Source organism: Cyanobium gracile UHCC 0281 (assembly GCF_034931305.1).
Lineage (GTDB): Bacteria > Cyanobacteriota > Cyanobacteriia > PCC-6307 > Cyanobiaceae > Cyanobium > Cyanobium gracile_A.
The window spans coordinates 53,590-73,074 of record NZ_JAYGHY010000010.1; the positions used below are offsets into that span (position 1 = coordinate 53,590).

Sequence of the window (19,485 nt, forward strand, 5' to 3'; positions counted from 1 at the left end):
CTCAGAAGCGGTAGTTGACCTTGGTGTAAAGGCCCTGCCCAAGCAGCCAGTCGTTCCAGACCCCGAAGTTGTCGTTGGTGGAGAAGGGCCGCGCCCAGCCCAGCTCCACTGTCCAGTTGTTGCTGGCCAGCCAGCGCACCAGCACCCCGCCTGCCCCCACCGTGTCGCCGAAGGAGCCACCGGTGAAGTTGGTGCGGATGCCCCCGGCGCCGATGAACGGCACGAGCTGGAGGGCACTGGTCTTGCCGTTCCAGAAGGTCCACACCGCCTCGGAGCTGGCCAGCCAGCCGCTGTCGCCGCTGACGAGCTGGCCGGGGAGGCCACGCAACCCCACATCGGAGCCGAGGGTGAACTGCATGGATGAGGTGAGTGGTGCGAAGGCCAGCTGGGCGGCGGTCCGCAGGTTGATCTGCCAGCGGGGGGCCACGGTCCAGGAGCCGGAGAGGATGGCGCCGATGGCGGTGGCCCCGCCGATGGCGATTCCCGCCTCCGCCAGTTGCTGGCGCTGGATGGCCGGGGTCGCTGCCGTGACGCCCTGCAGCAGGTAGGCACTGCCGTTCCAGCTGGCATGGCGGCTGGCCACACTGCCATTGAGGCCGAAGCGCAGGTAGCCGCCGGAAGGGCTGCGGACACTTTCGGGTACGGCGGCTGGCAGGACGGCGCCCTGTTCGTAGGTGTTGCTGCGGCTGTTGCTGTAGCCGGCGAAGAGACTCCAGCGCTGGCTGAGGGATTCGCGGAACACCCATTCGAACTGCGCCAGGCCCTGGTACTGGCTGGTGGAGAACCCGTCCACCGGCGCCGGCAGCTCCACCAGGTTGCGGCGACTGAAGCCGAAACCACCAGTGAGGCTGAAGGTGTCGCTGAAGGGGTAGGTGTAACTCAGCGAGGCAATGGCCGCTCCCAGTTCGGGGGTGTCGGTGGCATTGAGTTCGCCGTAGATCAGCAGGGTGTCTCCTCGTTGCAGCAGGCTGGGTTTCAGCAGCGTGGCCACGGCCCGGAACTCGCCTGAGCCGCCGGTGCCGTCGTTGCGGATCGCCAGATCCCCTTGCCACGGCTCGCGGGCCGGTTCCACCGCGACCCGGAACACCCCTTCGGAGGGATCACTGCCCAGCCGCGCCAGGGTCCCCCGGACACTCTTGATGCCTGGCTGCCGCTTGAGGAGCTGCAACTGCAGCTCCACTGTTGACAACCGCAGGATCTGACCCCGCAGGGGGTACAGCAGCCGCGCAACACGACGGTTCAGCCAGGGATCGCTGCCGGACACCTGGATTCCAACGACAGTCCCCTCCACCACATTGAGGTATCCAGGGGCCGGGTCGCTCACCACGTAGACGCGGCTGCTGACGTACCCATCGAAGACCAGCCGGGTACTGAGGGCGACGGCGCAGGCCTTGAGTTGCTCCTGGGGATCGGCGACCCTGCTGCACTCGGCCAGGATCCCGCGCACCTGGAGCGGGCTGTAAAGCGTCAGTCCGCGGATCTCCGGCAGAGGCCCCGCTGGCAGGGGGGACGGTGCCTGGGAAGCGGGTTCAGGGGTGGAGGGTACCGGCGGTCTGCCGTCGGGCTGGGGCTCCGGTGTTTCCAGGGGCCGGATGTCGACGGGGGCGGGCGGTTGTGGTTCGTCGAGGGTCGGTCGCTCAAGCTGGCGGGGTGGACCTGGTAATCGGACCGGGCCGTCCTGCAGGGGTGGAGCCACCAACTGGGCGAGAAGCAGCAGCATCAGGGTGGGGTGTGTTCTCGCTCAGAAAGAGAAGCTGGTAGCGTTCTTAAATGTTGTTGAAAGCAGGTGGAGTAGCGCCTGATGCGAGGATCATGACCAAGGGATCGGCTCTAGGCATGGAGCCAAGGGAACTTACCTACCCATCAGCCTTGTGAGCAGGATTTTGAGTAGCAACAGATACCAAGATCACGATGAGATGGTTCGGAGGTTCTGTTCAGGTTCGGCTCCTGTCTTGAAGTCCACGCGTTGGCTCGCTCCTCTGCGGGTTTTCGTTCTGATCGGTCTGGCGACCACACCCGTTGCCGCCGGCGAGATCACCGCCACGGGTGGTCCACTGGGGCTGGGCAGCGTGGTGAATGGCCTTCCAGGAGGCAGTTGCTTCGGCGGGGCCTGTGCGATCCAGGGGGGCACCTCCGCCGGGGCCAACCTCTTCCACCGCTTCTCCGCCTTTGATACCCGTGGCGGGATCACCGGCGTCAGCCTCGATGTGGCAGGCCACCGCAACGTCATGGTGGGCGTCACCCATCCCTTGGGCAGCTTCATCGACAAGGCCATCACCCTGAGTAGTCCGGCCAACCTCGTCTGGCTATCGCCGGGGGGGATCCGGCTCAGCGGCGCCGGCACCTTCACCAATGTCCAGCACCTCAACTTGACCACCGCCACTGGTCTCCGGGTGGGTGAGGGTCGTTTCGATGTGCATGGCACCACGGCTGCCGCCGCTGCCTCCCTGACCGGGGCGCCCGTCCTGGGTTTGTCCGGGCTCAGCACCGACCCGGCCACCCTCAACCAGCTTGGCCTGTCTGCCCAGGGGGACCTGGCCATTGAGGGCGGCCTGCTCACCGTGGATGGCGGCCTGCTGCTCGATGCCCAGGGAGGCCACGTGTTGCTGGGTGGATCCCGGCTTCAGGCCCCCGGGGGGCAGCTGGCCCTGCAGGGCCAGCAGGTGTCGCTCCAGAACACCACGGTGGACGTTTCCAGCCTTGCCGGAGCGGGCGGCAGCATCAGCCTCTCCGGACAGCAGGTTTCCCTGGTCGGATCCAGCCTTCTGGCGACGGGCCGTACGGCGGGTGGGGTCGTGCGGGTGGGAGCCGATCCCCTGGGAACCGTGACCGCGTTGAGCACCACGGTGGACGCCACGTCCACCCTGCGGGCGGACGCCACCAGCACTGGCCCTGGCGGCCGCATCCTGGTCCTCGGCAAGGAACGGGCCGATGTGGCTGGCGCCATCAGCGCCCGGGGCGGTCTCCAGGGTGGCGATGGTGGATTTGTGGAAACCTCTGCGGGGTGGCTCGCACTGTCCACCTCCCCGGATCTGTCGGCAGCCAGGGGGCGAGGGGGCACCTGGCTCATCGATCCCCGTGACATTGAGATCGTCGCCGCCGGGCCTGGGGGTGGACCTCCCCCCGGCGGCACCCCAGGGGGCCTGCCGGGTTCAGCTTCGCTGATCGACGTATCACTGATCAACACGGCCCTCAACGGCGGCCAGACAGTGATTGTCGACACGACCGACCCCGTGGGCACCCAGGCCGGAAACATCTCCCTGCTGGCCCCTGTCCAGAAATCCACTGGCGCGAACGCCACCCTGGATCTGAGGGCCGACGGCAACATTCTGATCAACATTCCAGGTGCTAACCCGGTCGCCTTCTCGAGCACCTCCGCAACAGGACGTCTCGATGTCAATCTCTGGTACCAGAAAACAGCGGATGCCGCCACGCCTGCAGGCTCCATCAGCTGGGAGAAGGGCGCGGTTGATATCAACACCGGCACCCTTCGAGCCTTGCAAGGTGCCTCACGGATTGACGGCAACATCGAACTCACCGGTCTCTTCGAACCATTTAAACTTCTCTCCGGCACGGTTCGGACGGGTGAGTTTGGTTGGAGTCCAGCCAGTCGAGGAGAGATTCAACTTTCCTCTTTTGCGAATCCAAAGCCCGCCATTCTGGATGTCTCCAGACGTTACACTCAGGGCCCAGATCGCATCGTCACAGCCTTCTCCACGGCGCTTCTGCAGATTGGCCCTTCCGCTCAAGTCAGCAGCATCGATGGTGGAACGTTCAGGGACGTGACCCCAGTTAAGAAAACCATCCTCAAGGTGTCTGATGGCGCTACTCTTGCCCTCAATCAGGCGAGCATCAGTGGCCCCAGTCTGGCCATTGAAAGTGGAGCACAGCTACAGCTGTCTGGATCCAATCAGCTGGCGAACCTTGCCAGTGCCGGATCGATCTTGATTGCTCCCAACAGCACCTTGAATCTACAGACTGCGACCATCTCCCCTGGTACCTCAATTGTTCTCCAGGGGAATGGTTCAGCAACCCTGCGGGTCGACAGTGCCTCGTTTCGGAATGATGGAACGGTCCAGGGTTCCGGTGAGATTGTGGTGGGTTCCGGTCAGGGGTCTTTCACAAACGGAGGCTCCCCCCTGCCCGGGGCCCCAGTGGCGTTGCTCGATCCCATTGGTTCGCTCGTCATTCGGGCGGCAAGCTTCCAGCTGGCAGATAACAGCCAGCTCCTTTTTGATCTCTCCACCGCTGATCAACTTTCCATATTCGGCGACACCGTCCTTGGCGGGGGGCTGGAAGTGGCTTCTCCGCCGATCGTCGGGGTTGCCACTCCCTTCGATCTGATCAGGGCCCAAGCCATCACCGGCGCTTTCATCCCCAACCAGACTTTCCTGCCGATTGGTTTCGTGCTTCAGGGTGTGGCCATGACTGGCGATCCGCTCTTGCCGGCCATCGTTGGCGGGAGCCTGGCGGCCAATGCTCCACCCCCCCTCGCGCCACCCGACCCACCCTTCACGCCGAGCCCGCCCTTCACGCCGAACCCGCCTACCACAGCCTTGCCGCCCCAGACGGTGACAGCTCCCCAGGCGCCTTCACCGTCACCCGAGCCGTCACCAGCGCCGACCCCGTCGCTCCTGGTGCCCGATCTCGGCTACCAACTCTTTGCTGGCACCCAGACCTCTCCCTTCGGCTCCAGTCTCAGCAGCAGCCGTCAAGGCGTGGGTACCGATGCGCTGGCGGTGAATCTCTCGGAAGCCGATTTCAGCCTGGCGGATGGGGCGGTTACGGCTCCTGCTCCCCTCACCGTCACCACCACCACCCTGTCGCCTGACCTGGTGGCCTCGGCCCTCTCGGATGGGGATCAGCAGCGGACGGAGGATGTCAGGAGGACCCTGGGGGATGTAGGCACGGCGGCGGATTCCGACGGAACCCTGCGCCTTGAGGAGCTGCAGCGACTGCTCAGCAAGGCCTCCCAGAAGGGGGACAAGGACGACGAACGCTTCAATCCGGCCGTGCTGATGGTGTCCTTCACCGAACAGCAGGAGACTGCAGGCCAGGAGCAGAAGCCCCCTGCGGCCCAGGATCAGAAGGCCCTGGGCGCCACCGAGAAGAAACCGACCAACTCATTCCTCGATCTGATTCTGCTCAGCCGCAAGGGTGAGCCGTTCGGGCAGCGGGTTGAACTGTCCCGCGAGCGCTTCGGTCAGCAGCTGAGGGCGCTCTACCGCCAGCTGGCTCGCCTCGAACCGCTTGACGTGGAGAACCCTGAGTCCCCCTCCAGGCAGATCCACCGGGCCCTGATCGCCCCCTTGGCCGAGGAGCTCAAGGCCAAGGGCATCACCACCCTGGTGATCGTCGCCGACCGGGGCCTGCAGGGTCTTCCCTTCGCGGCCCTGCATGACGGTGCCAGCTATTTCGGTGACCAATTCGGCTTCTCGATCACCCCGTCTCTCAACCTCACCTCCTTCGGCCCTCCCCGGCTGGCCCGGGGCCGGGTGCTGGCTGCGGGGGCCTCAGAGTTCGAAGGCCTCAGCCCCTTGCCCCTGGTGCCCGAGGAGCTGGCCGGTATCCCTGATGGGGTCGGCATCGACCGCTTTCTGAACAAGAACTTCACCCCGGAGGTGCTCCTGAGCCAGGCGGCCGACCCTCGTTATGAGCGCCTGCACGTGGCCACCCATGCGGAGTTCATGCCCGGGGGACCGTCCCAGGCCCGCATCTTCACCGGAACCGGCTCCGTCAGCCTTCAGGAGTTCGCCCGCCTGCGGCAGCAACGCAGCGGCAGTCCGCTTGAATTGTTCGTTCTGAGCGCCTGTCGCACCGCCTTGGGGGATAGCGACAGTGAGCTTGGTTTTGCAGGCCTGGCCCTGCAGGCCGGATCACGTAGTGCGATCGGGACCCTCTGGTATGTCGATGACGTCGCCACCTCGGCCTACTTCCTGCAGCTGTATCGCTACCTTGACCAAGGTGTGCAGAAAGCCGATGCCCTGCGGGCCACACGACAGGCGATGGCCACTGGCAAAGTGCGGCTTGAGGGCGATAAGGTCATCGGGTCTGATGGTGTCCCCCTACTCACCGAATTGACACCATCCCAGCGGCGCCGCGTTGCCTCAGGCATGGCCCATCCCTATTTCTGGGCAGGGGTTCAGTTGATTGGAACTCCCTGGTGAACCATCGACAACGGCTGTCTTGGCCTGCTTCCTTCCCCCTTTCGATCCCACCTGTGGTGGGTCTCCACGGTCCACCCAGTTCCTCATTCAGTGCCTGATCTTCCAGCGGTCTTCAACGTCTTTCTCATGCTGGCGATGGCCCATTTCCTCGGGGATTTCGGGCTCCAAAGCGATCGCATGGCGCGGGAGAAATGCCCCGGTTGCGGGGTGACGCTCGGATGGGGGTGGTGGCTCGCCTCCCATGCCGCCATCCATGGCTTTCTGGTGGGGATGGTCACGCAAACTCCGCTTTTGGGTGTGGCAGAATGGGGTGTGCATCTGTTGATCGACTTCGGCAAATGTCGACGTCTGTGGACCCTGTCCATTGATCAGGCGCTTCACATCCTCTGCAAGCTCCTCTGGGCCTGGCTGGCGATTCGGCAGGCCTCCACACCGCTCTGGTTCCAATGAAGAGAAAGGTTGCCGGTTCCCCCATGGCTGTTTCTACGCGTCTCCGCCCCCTCGGCTCTTCGCGACGTTCCCCCTCCCCGTTGCTGGCCGCTACCCTTCTGACCCTGGTCCCCCTGGCGTTCATCGAGCCGCCGCCGGCCCAGGCCCAGAGTGAGCTGCGTAAAAGCTTCCCGGGCCGGCGTGTGGGTGGAGGAACCCGGGGTGAATGCGCCAGTCGCCTTCTGGCCCATCTGGTGCCCTCCAGCAGCGTCTTCGCCCCCGGCAAGGCCCGTTATCTCGGTGTGCTCGAAGGCCCCAGCGCTGCCCCCAGTCCCCTGGAGATCACCTTCCGCCCCTTGAGCGACCGCGGCACCGTGGATGGGGCGATGGCCTCGGGCCAGCGCCGGGTGCTGCCGGCCTCCGCACCGGGCATCACCCTCCTGACCCTGCCCCCCGTGAAGGTGCCGACGATGTGGGAGTCGAGCTACATCTGCCCCGGGGCGCCCGCCACCTCCACCCCGGCTGATCCGCTCAACTTCGTGGCCGCAGACTCGCCGCCGGCCCTGAGTCTGCTGGTCACGGAAGCGTCCAAGGAAGATGCGGCCGTGCAGGCTTCCCTGGCCAAACTGCGCCAGTCCTGTGGCTCCAGTGTGTCCCGCGAGGACGTGGCCACCACCTTCGGCCTGGCCGATCTGATCACGACTCAGTGGCCGGAGCGGATTCCAGTGCGCTGTCCCGCCTGAGGCCACCCCGCAGCTCCCAGATGCTCAGGGGTTCGGTGCGCCCCTTGACGCTCATCGCGCCCCAGTCGAGCCACTCCAGCGGCAGCCCCTTGGGCAGCAGATCCACCGTGCTGGAGGACACCAGCACGCGACAGAGGTTGGTCTGACGCTCCTTGTCGAGGCTTTCCAGCCGTGAGGCGCAGTTCACGGCATCGCCGATCACGGCGTACTCCAGCCGTTCGCTGCTGCCCATCGATCCCGCCAGAACGGGCCCGGAATGGACGCCGACGCGCAGTCCCATGGCTGGCAGTCCCTCCTTCGCCAGCTCCTCATTGAGGCTGGCCACGGCGCGCTGAATCGCCAGGGCGGCATCGATGGCGGCCTTGGCGTCCGCCTGCTCACCGCTGCTCAGGGGGGCGCCAAACACCGCCAGCAGCCCGTCGCCGGTGAACTTGTTGACCATGCCGCCCCGCCGCGTGATCGCCGGCACAAACAGCGCCATGCCCCGGTTCAGCCAGTCGAGCAGCTCGCCAGGGGTGAGGCGTTCCGACACGCTAGTAAACGAGCATGTGTCCGACATCAGCACCGTGACCGGCAGCTGGCGACCCTCGAAGCGACCGTCGCTGAGCAGCCCATCCCGCTGGTTCCAGAGCTGGCGGGCGACGGCCGGGGAGGTGGTCTGGCCGAGCAGCCGTTCGATCTGCTGGCGTTGCTTCTGGCTGGAGGCGCCCCGGCGCACCCAGGCCGCACCGGCCATGGCGATCAGCCCGGTGAGGGGCAGGCTCAACCCGACCCAGACGAAGTTGTAGAGCAGCAGCACGGCCCCTCCGACCATCAGGGCGGCCACCAGCACCACCACGATCACGCTGCGGCGCAGCAGCCGGAAGGCTTCCCCGAGCACGATCCCCAGCACCACGGCCAGCACTTCGGCAACACGCTCCACCCAGCCCGGCAGCGTCCGCAGCCGCCGCGGGTCGCCGGCCACATCGCGGTCCATCAGGGCGGCCAGCCGATGGGCATGGATCTCGACACCGGGCACCAGCAGCTGCTTGGCCCCGAGGGCAGAGCGGGTCTGGGGCACGGGGAACAGATCCCGCAGGCTCGGAGCGGTGCTGCCGATCAGCACGATGTGCCCGCGGATCTGGTCGCGGGGGATCGGCCGGCGGCCGAGCACATCCTGGAGATTCCAGAGGTGGAAGCTGCCGAGCTGGTGGAACGACAGCATCTGCTGGAACCCGGCGGCATCCAGCTGGTCGTAGCCCCCGGAGGCCGGATCCAGCCAGGGGCCCGGTTCGCTTCCTTTCTCGAGCCGCTGCCGCAGGTTGCGCTGGCCCTTGCCCACCTCCAGCAGGCGCAGGGGCAGGGACACGGTGGCTTCGTCCTGGCCGGCCACATGCACCAGATCACGCCGGATCACCCCATCGGCATCCAGCACCAGGTCGTTGAAACCGCGCCGATCGGGCGGCGTGCCCGGCACCGGGCCGATGGCTTCGGCCACGTTGAAGATCGAAACGAGGCGAGGGTTGGTCCGGAAGCGCTCCCGCAGGCAGGCCTGGTCGGGGCCGACGCCCTGGTCGCGGTAGATGTCGAGGCCGATCGCCACGGCCCCCTCGGCGATCAGCCGGTCGATGGCCTGGCACAGCACCTTGTCGTCGATCGGGAACCCATACGTGGCCAGGTCGGATTCGTCGATGCCGATGATCGTGATCGGCTTGTCGGTGCCCGGGGGAGCCTGGCGCAGACTGGTGATCAGGTCGTAGAGGAGCAGGTTGAGGGTTTCGTTGATGGGGCTGCGCTGCAGCGCCAGCAGCAGCAGCCCCGCGGCCGCGTAGGGCACCAGCGAGCGGAGGCCATCTCCCAGATGGTGCAACCCCAGCCGTGCCAGCAGAGAGTGCAGCCGAGATCCGCGCGACGGTCTGCTGTCCATCAGACGCCCGTGAAGGCCAGGAAGAGCCGTTTCATGGTCTCCAGCAGAGTATGGGATTGTTCCGTGTGCTGTTCGCGATCGAGGCTTTTCAGCTCCGCCTGCCGCTCCTGCACCATGGCCGCGAAGCGCTCCAGCAGGTCGGGGTTCTCCTCCAGCAGGCCCTTGATGCTCTCCCGGTCTACCTTCAGAAGCAGGCACTCCTCTTTAGCCCGCACCGTGGCACTGCGCGGGGCATCCAGGAAGAGGGTCATCTCGCCGAACACCTCGCCCGGCTCCAGCTGGCGCACGGTCACCGTGTGGCCGGGCTCCACCTCCTTGAGGATCTCCACGGTTCCCCGCAGCAGATGGAACATGGAGCGGCCCTCGGCCCCCTCCTGCACCACCGCCTCGCCGGGTCCGTAGGACACCAGGTGGCTGCCTTCGACCAGCCTCTCCAGCTGATCGCCGCTCAGGTCGGCGAACACGCCAGCGTTGGCGAGGGCCTCGCAGCACAGCGCGGGGGAGGGGCGGGCCGGAAGCCGGGGCCGGTCCCTTGAGCGGCGTGGCTGCAGCTCCCGCACCGGGAAGGGGATGCTCTGGCCTGCGCGGGCCAGGGCATACCAGATCTGCTCCAGCAGATCGCTGCGCAGATCGCCGATGGCGGCATCGCCCAGCTCCTGCTGCCACACCTGCAGCTCGTAGGCGATGGAGCTGTCCTGGAATTCCTTGACCCGGATGCGGGGGAACGGTTCCCGCAGCACCTTCGGATGCTGCAGCACCACCTTCTCCAGCAGGGCCCTGGCCTGGGCGGGGGGGAGGTCGTAGTCGAGGCCGACGCTGAAGCGGTTGCTGATGGCCCCCGAGCGCCCCAGGTTGCGGAGAACCCTTTCGGTGACGAGGCTGTTGGGCACCACCACCAGATGTCCGTCCATGTTGCGGAGCATGGTGTCGCGCCAGCTCACCTGCACCACCACCCCGCGCACCCCCTGGTCCAGCTCGAGGAAATCCCCTTCGGTGAAGTCGTCCCCCAGCTGCAGCTCCAGGCCCGCAAACAGGTCCTTGAGCGACTCCTGGGCCGCCAGGCCGATCACGGCGGTGAGCACGGCGGAGGTGGTCACCAGTCCCACCAGATCCAGCCGCGCCGATTGCCGCACCAGCACCACCGTGGCCAGGGCGCCGCTGCCGAGGGTGAGCAGCTGCATCAGCAACTGGGGCGGCGGACGCCATAACCCCAGATGGGCGGGCACCTGCAGGGTCGCCCAGAGGGTGATGAGGATGGCCGCGTAGGTGAGCAGCAGGTCGTCGGTGAGCAGCAGCCACACCCGATAGGCCGGCGGCAAGCCCTGCAGCGGCAGGGAACTCAGCAGCGCCCAGGCGGCGATGGCCAAAAGCGGCAACCGCAGCGGCAGGGCCGGCAGCTGCCTGTGGCGACTGAGACGGGCCAGCACCAGCAGCCCGGCCGTGGCAGCCAGGGCGCTGATCCAGATCTGCAGCAGGGCCAAGGCACTCGCTTCGATCGCCCCATCCTGCCGCTGATCCTGGTCTTCGGCCCATGGGGAGAGCAGGCTGGGAGCAGCCGCGCCCGCCGTTGATGCGTCCGATCTACCTCCGCCCCGTTGTTGTTCTGCTGGCTCTGGTGGCGACCGGCACCTGGCCAGGCGCCGCCGGCGCCCAGGTGCAGCTGCGCTGCGAGGGCACCCTGCTGGAGGCCCGGGGCAGTGCCGAACAGGAACGGCCCACCCGCCGGCTGTCGTTCTCCCTCTCCCTGGAGGCGGAGGCACCCACGGCCGATGGCGCCCTCCAGAGCCTGCAGGAGCGCCTGGCGGCGGTGCGGACCGCCTTGCAGGGGCAGCAGGTGGAGGAACTGCGGGTCACCTCGCCCAGCACCTGGCGGCGCGACGCTGATCGCAACCGACCGGCCGCGGTGACGGCCAACCTGCAGGTCAGCGGCCGGCTGGCGCCCCAGCGGCTGCAGTCCCTGATCCGGGAGGTGGGGGCCCTGCCCGGGGTGCGCCTGGCGCCGGTGGGCACCGTGGCCGATCGCGGCCTGGATGGGACGGTGCGGCGCCAGCTGCTGCGGGGGGCCTACCAGGACGCCCTCGCCCAGGCCCGGGAGGTGGCCGCCGCCGTGGGCCTGAGCAAGCTCAACCCCCTGGAGGTGCAGCTTGACGGCAACGAACTGCGGCCGATGCTGATGCGGGCCGCCGCCGCCGATGCCGCACCGCCCTTCGATCCGGCCGAGCTGGCGCTGCCGAAGGACCGCTTGAGCCTGACGGTGCGCTTCTGCGCCCGGTGATGCTTTTGAGGCGTGCGGATGCGTTTTGGGCCCCGCCGAGCAGAATGCAGCGATCCGGACTCGGAGCCTTGAGCGAATGCGCCACCGCCTGTCGAGCGCCCTGCCGAGCCTGTCATTCCTGCCGATCCTGATCCTGCTGGTCGGTCCGGCCACCGGACCGCTGCCGGCGGAGGCCTCCGAGAGCGCTGTGGTGCAGGAGATCCTCGATGGCAACGAGATGTTCATTGATGGCAAGACGGCCCAGGTGAAGCAGAAGGCCGTTGCCCCCCAGAAGGTCAGCACCCAGAACAGCCGGGGCCAGATCCGGTTCGACAGCGGTGCCGCCGGCCGCCTCAACCGCTTCGCCCTGCTCAAGCTGGGCCAGGGCTGCTTCCTGATCGAGAAGGGCCAGATCCTGGTCTCCGGCAAGCAGAGCGGCTGCACCCGTTCCGCCCGCCTCAGTGTGCGCGGCACCAACTACCTGATCGATGTCAGCGAGTCGGGTGAGTCGGAGATCTCCGTTCTGGAGGGGTCGGTGGAGGTGGAACCGCTTGTCGATGGGGAGCCCAGCGGCAAACCCGCCACCACGGTGGAGGCGGGCAACAAGCTGCGGCTCTCGGCCGGCGGGGTGGTGATGGCGCTGCTGGGGCTCAGCGCCAGCGACTACAACGGCATCCTGGGCGGGCCCCTCTTCCAGGGGTTCCGGGTGCCGCTGCCGGCCTACGGCTCCCTGGAGAGTTACATCCGCTCCAAGGTGCCGGGGGTGAACCTGCCCGTGCCGGTCAGCGTCCCGTCGCTGCCCTTCGGTCTGCCGCGCTTCTTCTGATCCGGTGGTTCGACCGCTCCCGCTCCTGATGACGGCCTTGGCGGCGGCCCTGGCCTGGCCCAGCGGCAGCGTGGCCAGCACCAGCACGTCGGCGGTCGTTCAGGAGATCCTCGATGGCAACGAGCTCTTCATCGAACGCCGCCAGGCCCAGCTGCGGGAGAAGGCGGTTGCGCCCGAACTGGTCCGCACTCAGAACAGCCGCGGCCAGCTGGGCTTCGCCAGCGGCGCTGCCGGCCGTCTCAACCGCTTCACCCAGCTGCGGCTCGGCAGCAGCTGCTTCCTGCTCAGCAGCGGCCAGATCCTGGTGTCCGGTCCGCAGAACGGTTGCACCCGTTCCTCTCGGCTGAGCACCCGCGGCACCAACTACCTGATCACCCTGCTCGACGGTGGCGAGGAGGAGGTGGCGGTGCTGGAGGGGGCACTCGAATTGCAGCCTCTGGCCGATGGACGGCCCCTGGCCGGGGCGCCGATCCTCGTGGCCGGTGGCAACAGAGTGCGCCTCTCCAGCCAGGGGGCCCTGCTCTGGCAGCGACCCCTGACGGCGGATGACTACGCCGCCATCCTTCGGGGGCCTCTGTTTCAGGGGTTCACGGCCCCCCTGCCCGGCATGGCGGCGCTGGAGTCCTTCGTGCAGCGCCGTTTCCCGGGGGTGATCGCCGCCCCTGCCAGGCCGGCGGTCAGCAGTGACCCCCTGGTGGCGACCATCAACCGCTACCGGGCCCAGAGCGGGCGCCCCTCCCTGCAACCCCTGCCGGCGGACCTGGCGGCCCGGAACGCCGCCTATCTGGCCCCGGTGCTCGACGAGGTGCTGAACAGCCGCGACTGCGACCACGACCGCTCCCGCTGGGGGGCGTTCCAGGAGCGCATGGCGGCAACGGCCAGGCTCATGCCCACCAGTGAGGTGATCGCCTGCCCGATGCCGGCGGGCGCCTGGAACCCGGAGGTGATCGTGTCGCGCTGGATGGGCTCGCCCCTGCACACCCAGATCCTGATCAACCGTCCCAGGGCCCGGGCCATCGACTGTGTACGTCTGGAGCGCTCCGGCCGGGCCGTCGCGATCTGCACGCTGTGGAGTCCGGTGGCGGGAGCCTCCCCCTAGGGCCAGGGCAGGGCCCGCAGCGGCGATGTCCCCGATGATGGGGGCCTGCCAGGCGCCAACGCCACCACCACCGGGAGGGGTACGACCAGATGGCGCGACGCCGCACCTTCAGCGTCCTGGTGGTGGCCGTGCTGGCCTGGGTGGGGGTCAGCTCCGGCTGGCCAGGGCCCCGGATGAGGGTCTGGGAGCGGGGGGTGGAGCAGCAACTGCTGCTGCTGCGCGGCCCGCGGCGCCCTCCGGCGAACGTGGTGCTGGTCACGGTCGATGACGCCACGCTGCAGCAGGGCGACTGGTTCGAGGAGGAGGGCCGCATCCCGGAATGGGCCAGGGGCGTCGGCAGCCTGCCCTGGCCCCGCGCCACCTATGGCATGGTGGCGGAGAAGCTGCTGCAGGCCGGCGCCAAGGCGGTGGCCGTGAATGTGGTCTTCGAGGGGCCCAGCGGCAAGGGCGCTGCCGATGACGAGGCCCTGGAGCTGCGCTTGCGGCGTTACCCCGGCCGTGTCGCCCTGGCGGCCGAGATGCTCGAGTCCAACGACGCCCAGGGGGCCGGCTCGCTCACCTTCGTGCGGCCGGAGCGCTTCCTGGCGGCCATCGGCGGCACCGGCTCCCTCGGGCTCACCAACATCCTCGCCGGCACCTCCAGCGAGCCCAGCCGCCACCCCGAGGCCTATGCCAGCGGCGTGCTCCCCGCCCGGGGCGCCGAGGGCCACAGCGCCCTCTCCTCCACCCTGCTGCGGCTGGGGGGCCAGCGGAGTCGCCAGGACGACAGGGCCAGCGCCCTCAATTTCTATGGGCCGGAGGGCAGCTTCCGGCGCCTGCCGGCGTGGGAAGTGCTCGACCCAGAGCGTTGGAAGACCCATCCCCTGCGCAAGGACCTGGCCGGGTCTGTGGTCTTGCTCGGCCCCGTCGTCGCCCAGGGGGCCGATGGCTACCCCACCCCTTTCGGCAGCCTGTCGGGGCTGGAGGTGCTGGCCACCGCGACGGCCAACTCCCTCCAGGGCGATGGCCTGCAGCCCTGGCCCCGCAGCGCCCCAGGACGGGCCCTGCTGGCCCTGGTGCCGCTGCTGGTCGTCCTGGCGGCGGCCCGCCGCTGGACCGACCTGCGCTGGCGGCTGGTGCTGGTGGCCCTGATGCTGGCCCTCCAGGGTGCCGCCGTCGCCGTGGCGCTGCAGCAGGCCAACCGCTGGCTGCCGCTGCTGGCTCCGGTCTCGGGCCTGGTCCTGCTGGGCCTGCTCTACGGCGGGGACGCCTACCTGCGGGAGGGGCAGGAGCGGCGGCGGCTGCGCCGCACCTTCGAGCGCTACGTGGCCCCTGGGGTGGTGGCGGAGATCCTCTCCGACCCGGAATCGGCCCAGGGCATCCTGCGCGGCCGGCTGCTGGAGGTGACCGTGCTGATGACCGACATCAAGGGCTTCACGGTGCTCACCAAGCAGCGCAGCGGCGAAGGCCAGAGCGAGCTGCATGTTCGCCAGCTCAACGAGTACCTCGGCGCCATGGTGGAGGTGGTGATGGCCCATGGCGGCACCGTCGATAAGTTCATCGGCGATGCGGTGATGGCGGTCTTCGGATCACCGGTGAGCCGGGGGGTGACCGAAGAGGCCAGCCAGGCGGTGCGCTGCGCCCTGGCCATGCGGGCGGCCCTGGCCGGCCTCAACGAGGACTGGGCGCGGCGGGGCATCGCCACCCTCGACAACGGCATCGGCCTGGCCAGCGGCCAGGTGATGGTGGGCCAGATCGGCAGCCCCCGCCGGATGGAATTCACCGTGATCGGCGACACGGTCAACCTGTCGGCCCGGCTGGAGTCGGCCACCCGGAATGTGGACGCCGCGGTGGTCTGCGACGCCCAGACCGCCAGCCTGATTCAGGCCGATGCGGGCCTCGACTCCCGCTCACTGGGGGCCCAGCCCGTGAAGAGCCTGGGGGAGGTGGAGATCTTCACCGTGTCGCTCCGGGATCAGGCCTCCAGGTAAGGTCAGGCCTCCAGATAGGTCGTCTGCTCCAGGCTGGCCCGCAGATGGGCCATCAGGCGCCGGGCGTCGCTGATGGCCAGGTCGCCGCGGCCGATGGCCTGTTCGCTGGCCAGGCGGAGCCTTTCCAGCAGCAGGTCGGGGTCGTGTTCCATCGCCTCGAGCACCTCGGCGTTGGTGTTGCCCCGCACCACATGGTCGACCCGGTAGCCGCCCCCGGCCGCCAGCCGGATGTGAACGGCGTTGGTGCTGCCGAAGAGGTTGTGCAGGTTGCCCATCACCTCCTGGTAGGCCCCGCCCAGGAACAGCCCGATCCAGTAGGGCTCGCCCGGCCGCAGGTGGTGGAGCTCCAGCAGGGGCTTGACCTGGCCCCGATCGATGAAGCGGGCGATCTTGCCGTCGGAATCGCAGGTGAGGTCGGCGAAGCTGCCCAACCGGGTGGGCCGTTCATCGAGCCGGTGGATCGGCAGCACCGGGAAGAGCTGGTCGATGGCCCACGTGTCCGGCGCTGAGCGGAACACCGAGAGGTTGGCGTAATAGGTGCCGGCCAGGGCCGCCGGCAGGGCCTGCAGCTCCTGGGGGATCACGGTGCCTGTGGCCAGGCCCTCCAGCTGGCGCGCGATCGCCTGACAGCTCGCCAAGGTGAGCCGCTCGGCCGTGGCCCGCTCTGGCAGGCTCAGGTAGCCGAGCCGGAAGGCGGTGAGGGCGTCCTCCTTGAACTTGAGGGCATCGTTCCAGGCCTCCTGCAGCCGCTCCACCACCGACCGCTCGTCTCCGCCCTCCCCTTCGGGGCTTCCTCCTGCCGCGATCGCCGTGATCACCGCATGGGTGTCCCGCAGGTTGCGCAGGATCAGGGCCTCGCCCTCGGCTGGCGGCGGCACCGCCTCGGTGTGACCGCCGGCTCCGAGCACGTCGAACACCAGCACGCTGAAGTGGCTGGCCAGCGCCCGGCCGCTCTCACTGACCAGTGTGGGAGGGCGGACGCCGTGGGGCTCGCAGCACTCCCGGATCGTGGCGACGACGTCGTTGGCGTAGTTCTGCAGTGAGTAGTTGGTGGAGGCGGCGGTGGCGGTGCGGCTGCCGTCGTAGTCGATGCCGAGGCCGCCGCCCACATCCAGGAAGCCCATCGGGGCCCCCAACCTGGTGAGTTCGGCATAGATCTGGCCGGCCTCCTGCAGGGCGTCCTTGAGGACGGCGATGTCGTTGATCTGGCTGCCGACGTGGAAGTGCAGCAGGCGCAGGTCGTCGAGCAGGCCGGCCTGCCGCAGCCGCTCCACGGTGGTGAGCACGTCGGGGATCGAGAGGCCGAACTTGGCCCGCTCGCCCACCGAGCTGCCCCAGCGCCCGGTGCTGCGGGCCGAGAGCTTGGCGCGGATGCCGATGAACGGGGCCCCGCCCAGGGCGCTGCTGGCGGCGATGATCCGCTCCACCTCGTCGGCCTGCTCGATCACCACCACCGGCTGGCGCCCCAGGCGCCGGGCCAGTATTGCCGTCTCGATGTAGCGCCGGTCCTTGTAGCCGTTGCAGATCAGCAGGGCGTCGGGGTCGTCAAGCAGGGACAGGGCAATCAGCAGCTCGGCCTTGCTGCCCGCCTCCAGGCCGAAATGCCAACGGTGGCCGCTTTCCACCAGCTGCTCCACCACGTGGCGCTGCTGGTTGCACTTGACCGGGAACACGCCCTGGTAGCGGCCGTCGTAGCCGTACTGGGTGATGGCCCGTTCGAAGGCGCCGTGCAGCCGCTCGAGCCGGTCTTCGAGGATGTCGTCGAAGCGGATCAGCAGCGGCAGGGTCAGGTCGCGCCCCTGCAGCTCCCGCACCAGTTCCACCAGATCGAGGGCGCCGCCGCGGTCGCCGCGGGGTTGCACCATCACGTGGCCCCGGGCGCCCACACTGAAATAAGGCTCGCCCCAGCGGTCGAGTCCGTAGAGGGCCGCCCCGTCGGCGGCGTTCCAGGCGTCGGCCAGCAGGCCGCTGGGGGGATCGGCGAGCACCATGGGTCCCCGGGTGGCTCTGCACTGCCGTTGGAATCTAATCAGCCTCCCCAGGCGAGTCGCTGTGGTGTGGGCGCTTGCCAAGCGGCAGGCCCAGCGCGGACGATGGCCCGATCCTCTTTCCCTTTGCCATGGCCACCGAACGCACCTTCCTTGCCATCAAGCCCGACGGGGTGCAGCGGGGTCTGGTGGGCGAGATCCTCGGCCGTTTCGAGACCAAGGGCTTCAAGCTGGTGGCCCTGAAGCAGCTGGTTCCCAGCCGGGAACTGGCCGAAAGCCATTACGGCGTGCACCGGGAGCGCCCCTTCTTCGCCGGCCTGGTGGACTTCATCACCAGCGGGCCCGTGGTGGCCATGGTGTGGGAAGGGGATGGCGTGATCGCCAGCGCCCGCAAGCTGATCGGTGCCACCAAGCCCCTGGAGGCCGAGCCCGGCACCATCCGCGGCGATTTGGCGGTGAACATCGGCCGCAACGTCATCCACGGCTCCGATGCGCCGGAAACGGCCGTCTTTGAGATCGGCCTCTGGTTCGCGGCCTCCGAGCTCTGCGAGTGGACGCCCGCCGACCAGGTGTGGCGGGTCGAGCCCTGAGCGGCCATCCTGGGGACCTTCGGGTCCCCCTGGCATGGCGCAGCGCAGGAGCCTCTGGCCTCCCAGGACGCTGACCCTGGCGGCGATCGCCCTGCTGGCGGGCGTTCTGGCTCTGGTTCTGCCTGGAGCCGGTGTCGTGTCCGGCGCCTCGGCGGCTCCCCGGGTGCCCCGGGTGGTGGATGTGCCGTCCCGGCCGGCGTTCGTGATGCCGCCGGCGGCGCCGGAGCGGCCCGCCAGTGTGGGCCAGGTGCTGCAACCCTCCACGGTGCTGCGCACCGAAAACCCTGGCCGGCTTCAGATCCTGCTGGCCGATGGGCGCAGCTTCCGGCTAGGGGGGAATGCCCAGCTACGCATCGAGCCGACCCTGCTCGACCTGGTGCGCGGCCGGATCATCGCCTGGATTGATCCGGGATCGAAGGGCAGCACGCCGCTACGGGTCCGCACCCGGGTGGGCACCGCCTCGATCCAGGGCACCACGGTCTTCATCGAGGCCACCGCCGACAAGGTGTTGTTCCTGAGTTGGGAGGGAAATGTGGAGGTGCGTGCCGCTGACGGCACTGCCTACCGGCTGACCAGCGGCCAGCGCCTTGAGGCCACGCCCCAGGGCTGGAAGGGCCCCCACCGCATGGACGCGGCGGAAGTGAAGAATCGGCGGCGGACCAGCGAGCTGCTCAATGGCTTCCAGGCGCCGATGCAGACCCTGCCGGTGATCGAGCGCGAACTCGGGCTCAGCCCCTGATGCTTCCCTGGTCTGGCCTGGGGCGCCGGCTCTGGTGGCTGGCCCTGGCCGCGCCCCTGCTGGCGGGCCTCGACCGACCGCCCATCACCCCCCTGGGCCAGGGGCCACGGCTGCTGGACGACCAGCTGCTGCAGGCCTTCTTCCTGCTGCGGGGTCCGCGTCCCGCCCCCGCTGATCCGGTGATCCTGGCCATCGATGCCGACTCCCTGGAACTGGGGGAGCTGCTGGCCCCTGGCGAGCGCGAAGCGTCGCCGCTCTGGCGCCAGATGGGGCCCTGGCCCTGGCCGCGGGCCCTGCAGGCCCGGCTGGCGGCCCATGTCCTGGAACGGGGCGCCACCAGGGTTCTGTTCAACATCGAGTACAGCCAGCCCAGCCGCTACGGCCCCGCCGATGATCGGGCCTTTTCCGCCACCCTCGCCCCCTGGCGCCAGCGGGTGCACCTGGCCGTCCATTACGACGTGCGCCAGGAGGGGGGGCTGGAGCAGAGCCGGCTGCGGCTGCCGATCCACCCGCTGGGTGCCCCCGGGCTGACCACCCTGCTCCAGTCCCCCCGGGGGGTGGTGGAGGCGGTGCCGGGCCAGGACTGGATCCGCTCCCGGCTGGGCACGTTCCCGCCCCCCCTGCCCCGGCCGATGGCCTTCCTGGTGCGCCCGGCGCCGCCGCCGGTGGCGCCGATGGGCCTCGACTATCCCGGCCCCGCCGGCAGCATGGCGCGGGTGCCGGCCTGGCGGCTGCTGGAGGTGCCGGCCTCCACCTGGCGGGGACGCACCGTGC

At 68.7% G+C, this 19,485-nt stretch carries 14 protein-coding genes; 10 read left to right on the forward strand and 4 right to left on the reverse strand.

What is annotated here, in order from left to right; all coding sequences use genetic code 11:
- Position 1: 1 nt before the first annotated feature.
- On the reverse strand, positions 2–1,720 hold the full coding sequence (locus VB739_RS05190) for a ShlB/FhaC/HecB family hemolysin secretion/activation protein (RefSeq protein ID WP_323356045.1): 1,719 nt from the start codon (positions 1,718–1,720) through the stop codon (positions 2–4).
- Between the two features lie 232 nt (positions 1,721–1,952).
- Between VB739_RS05190 and VB739_RS05195 the strand changes: the two genes are divergently transcribed.
- From VB739_RS05195 to VB739_RS05205, 3 genes are all read left to right on the forward strand, one after another.
- Positions 1,953–6,167 (forward strand): CHAT domain-containing protein, encoded by a 4,215-nt coding sequence (locus tag VB739_RS05195; RefSeq protein ID WP_323356046.1) that lies wholly within the window; start codon positions 1,953–1,955, stop codon positions 6,165–6,167.
- A gap of 90 nt (positions 6,168–6,257) precedes the next feature.
- Entirely contained in the window at positions 6,258–6,617 is a 360-nt protein-coding gene (locus VB739_RS05200) for a DUF3307 domain-containing protein (RefSeq protein ID WP_323356047.1), read from the forward strand.
- Positions 6,618–6,640: 23 nt separating this feature from the next.
- Positions 6,641–7,339 carry a hypothetical protein gene (locus tag VB739_RS05205; protein ID WP_323356048.1) on the forward strand — a complete coding sequence of 233 codons (699 nt, stop codon included), beginning with the start codon at positions 6,641–6,643 and terminating at the stop codon, positions 7,337–7,339.
- On the opposite strand, the gene VB739_RS05210 is transcribed toward VB739_RS05205, so the two are convergent.
- The gene (locus VB739_RS05210) at positions 7,293–9,155 is read right to left on the reverse strand and encodes an adenylate/guanylate cyclase domain-containing protein (protein ID WP_323356049.1); all 1,863 of its coding nucleotides are present in this window, start codon (positions 9,153–9,155) and stop codon (positions 7,293–7,295) included. The genes VB739_RS05205 and VB739_RS05210 overlap by 47 nt on opposite strands.
- 89 nt (positions 9,156–9,244) lie before the next feature.
- Positions 9,245–10,726, reverse strand: a complete 1,482-nt coding sequence (locus VB739_RS05215; RefSeq protein WP_323356050.1) for a mechanosensitive ion channel family protein — start codon at positions 10,724–10,726, stop codon at positions 9,245–9,247.
- Positions 10,727–10,815: 89 nt separating this feature from the next.
- Between VB739_RS05215 and VB739_RS05220 the strand changes: the two genes are divergently transcribed.
- The 4 genes from VB739_RS05220 to VB739_RS05235 all read left to right on the forward strand — a co-directional run bounded on the left by VB739_RS05220 (position 10,816) and on the right by VB739_RS05235 (position 15,394).
- On the forward strand, positions 10,816–11,520 hold the full coding sequence (locus tag VB739_RS05220; RefSeq protein WP_323356051.1) for an SIMPL domain-containing protein: 705 nt from the start codon (positions 10,816–10,818) through the stop codon (positions 11,518–11,520).
- Positions 11,521–11,596: 76 nt separating this feature from the next.
- On the forward strand, positions 11,597–12,325 hold the full coding sequence (locus VB739_RS05225) for an iron dicitrate transport regulator FecR (protein WP_323356052.1): 729 nt from the start codon (positions 11,597–11,599) through the stop codon (positions 12,323–12,325).
- Positions 12,326–12,353: 28 nt separating this feature from the next.
- Complete coding sequence (locus VB739_RS05230) at positions 12,354–13,424, forward strand: hypothetical protein (RefSeq protein WP_323356053.1); 1,071 nt, start codon at positions 12,354–12,356, stop codon at positions 13,422–13,424.
- An 89-nt stretch (positions 13,425–13,513) separates the two neighbouring features.
- Positions 13,514–15,394 carry an adenylate/guanylate cyclase domain-containing protein gene (locus VB739_RS05235; protein ID WP_323356054.1) on the forward strand — a complete coding sequence of 627 codons (1,881 nt, stop codon included), beginning with the start codon at positions 13,514–13,516 and terminating at the stop codon, positions 15,392–15,394.
- 2 nt (positions 15,395–15,396) lie between these two features.
- On the opposite strand, the gene speA is transcribed toward VB739_RS05235, so the two are convergent.
- Positions 15,397–17,385 (reverse strand): biosynthetic arginine decarboxylase, encoded by a 1,989-nt coding sequence (gene speA, locus VB739_RS05240; protein WP_323356055.1) that lies wholly within the window; start codon positions 17,383–17,385, stop codon positions 15,397–15,399.
- Positions 17,386–17,513: 128 nt separating this feature from the next.
- Between speA and ndk the strand changes: the two genes are divergently transcribed.
- The 3 genes from ndk to VB739_RS05255 form a co-directional block, all read left to right on the forward strand.
- Positions 17,514–17,972 carry a nucleoside-diphosphate kinase gene (gene ndk, locus VB739_RS05245; RefSeq protein WP_323356056.1) on the forward strand — a complete coding sequence of 153 codons (459 nt, stop codon included), beginning with the start codon at positions 17,514–17,516 and terminating at the stop codon, positions 17,970–17,972.
- 34 nt (positions 17,973–18,006) lie between these two features.
- On the forward strand, positions 18,007–18,711 hold the full coding sequence (locus tag VB739_RS05250) for a FecR family protein (protein ID WP_323356057.1): 705 nt from the start codon (positions 18,007–18,009) through the stop codon (positions 18,709–18,711).
- Positions 18,711–19,485: CHASE2 domain-containing protein (locus VB739_RS05255; protein ID WP_323356058.1), on the forward strand; the 775-nt coding region annotated here is incomplete at its 3' end. The genes VB739_RS05250 and VB739_RS05255, both read left to right, overlap by 1 nt.

Excerpts from the sequence above, each read along its gene's own strand:
- speA (WP_323356055.1), bottom strand. The coding sequence starts at position 17,385 with ATGGTGCTCGCCGATCCCCCCAGCGGCCTGCTGGCCGACGCCTGGAAC.
- VB739_RS05220 (WP_323356051.1), top strand. The coding sequence starts at position 10,816 with ATGCGTCCGATCTACCTCCGCCCCGTTGTTGTTCTGCTGGCTCTGGTG.
- VB739_RS05205 (WP_323356048.1), top strand. The coding sequence starts at position 6,641 with ATGGCTGTTTCTACGCGTCTCCGCCCCCTCGGCTCTTCGCGACGTTCC.
- VB739_RS05230 (WP_323356053.1), top strand. The coding sequence starts at position 12,354 with ATGACGGCCTTGGCGGCGGCCCTGGCCTGGCCCAGCGGCAGCGTGGCC.
- ndk (WP_323356056.1), top strand. The coding sequence starts at position 17,514 with ATGGCCACCGAACGCACCTTCCTTGCCATCAAGCCCGACGGGGTGCAG.
- VB739_RS05235 (WP_323356054.1), top strand. The coding sequence starts at position 13,514 with ATGGCGCGACGCCGCACCTTCAGCGTCCTGGTGGTGGCCGTGCTGGCC.
- VB739_RS05225 (WP_323356052.1), top strand. The coding sequence starts at position 11,597 with ATGCGCCACCGCCTGTCGAGCGCCCTGCCGAGCCTGTCATTCCTGCCG.
- VB739_RS05250 (WP_323356057.1), top strand. The coding sequence starts at position 18,007 with ATGGCGCAGCGCAGGAGCCTCTGGCCTCCCAGGACGCTGACCCTGGCG.
- VB739_RS05190 (WP_323356045.1), bottom strand. The coding sequence starts at position 1,720 with ATGCTGCTGCTTCTCGCCCAGTTGGTGGCTCCACCCCTGCAGGACGGC.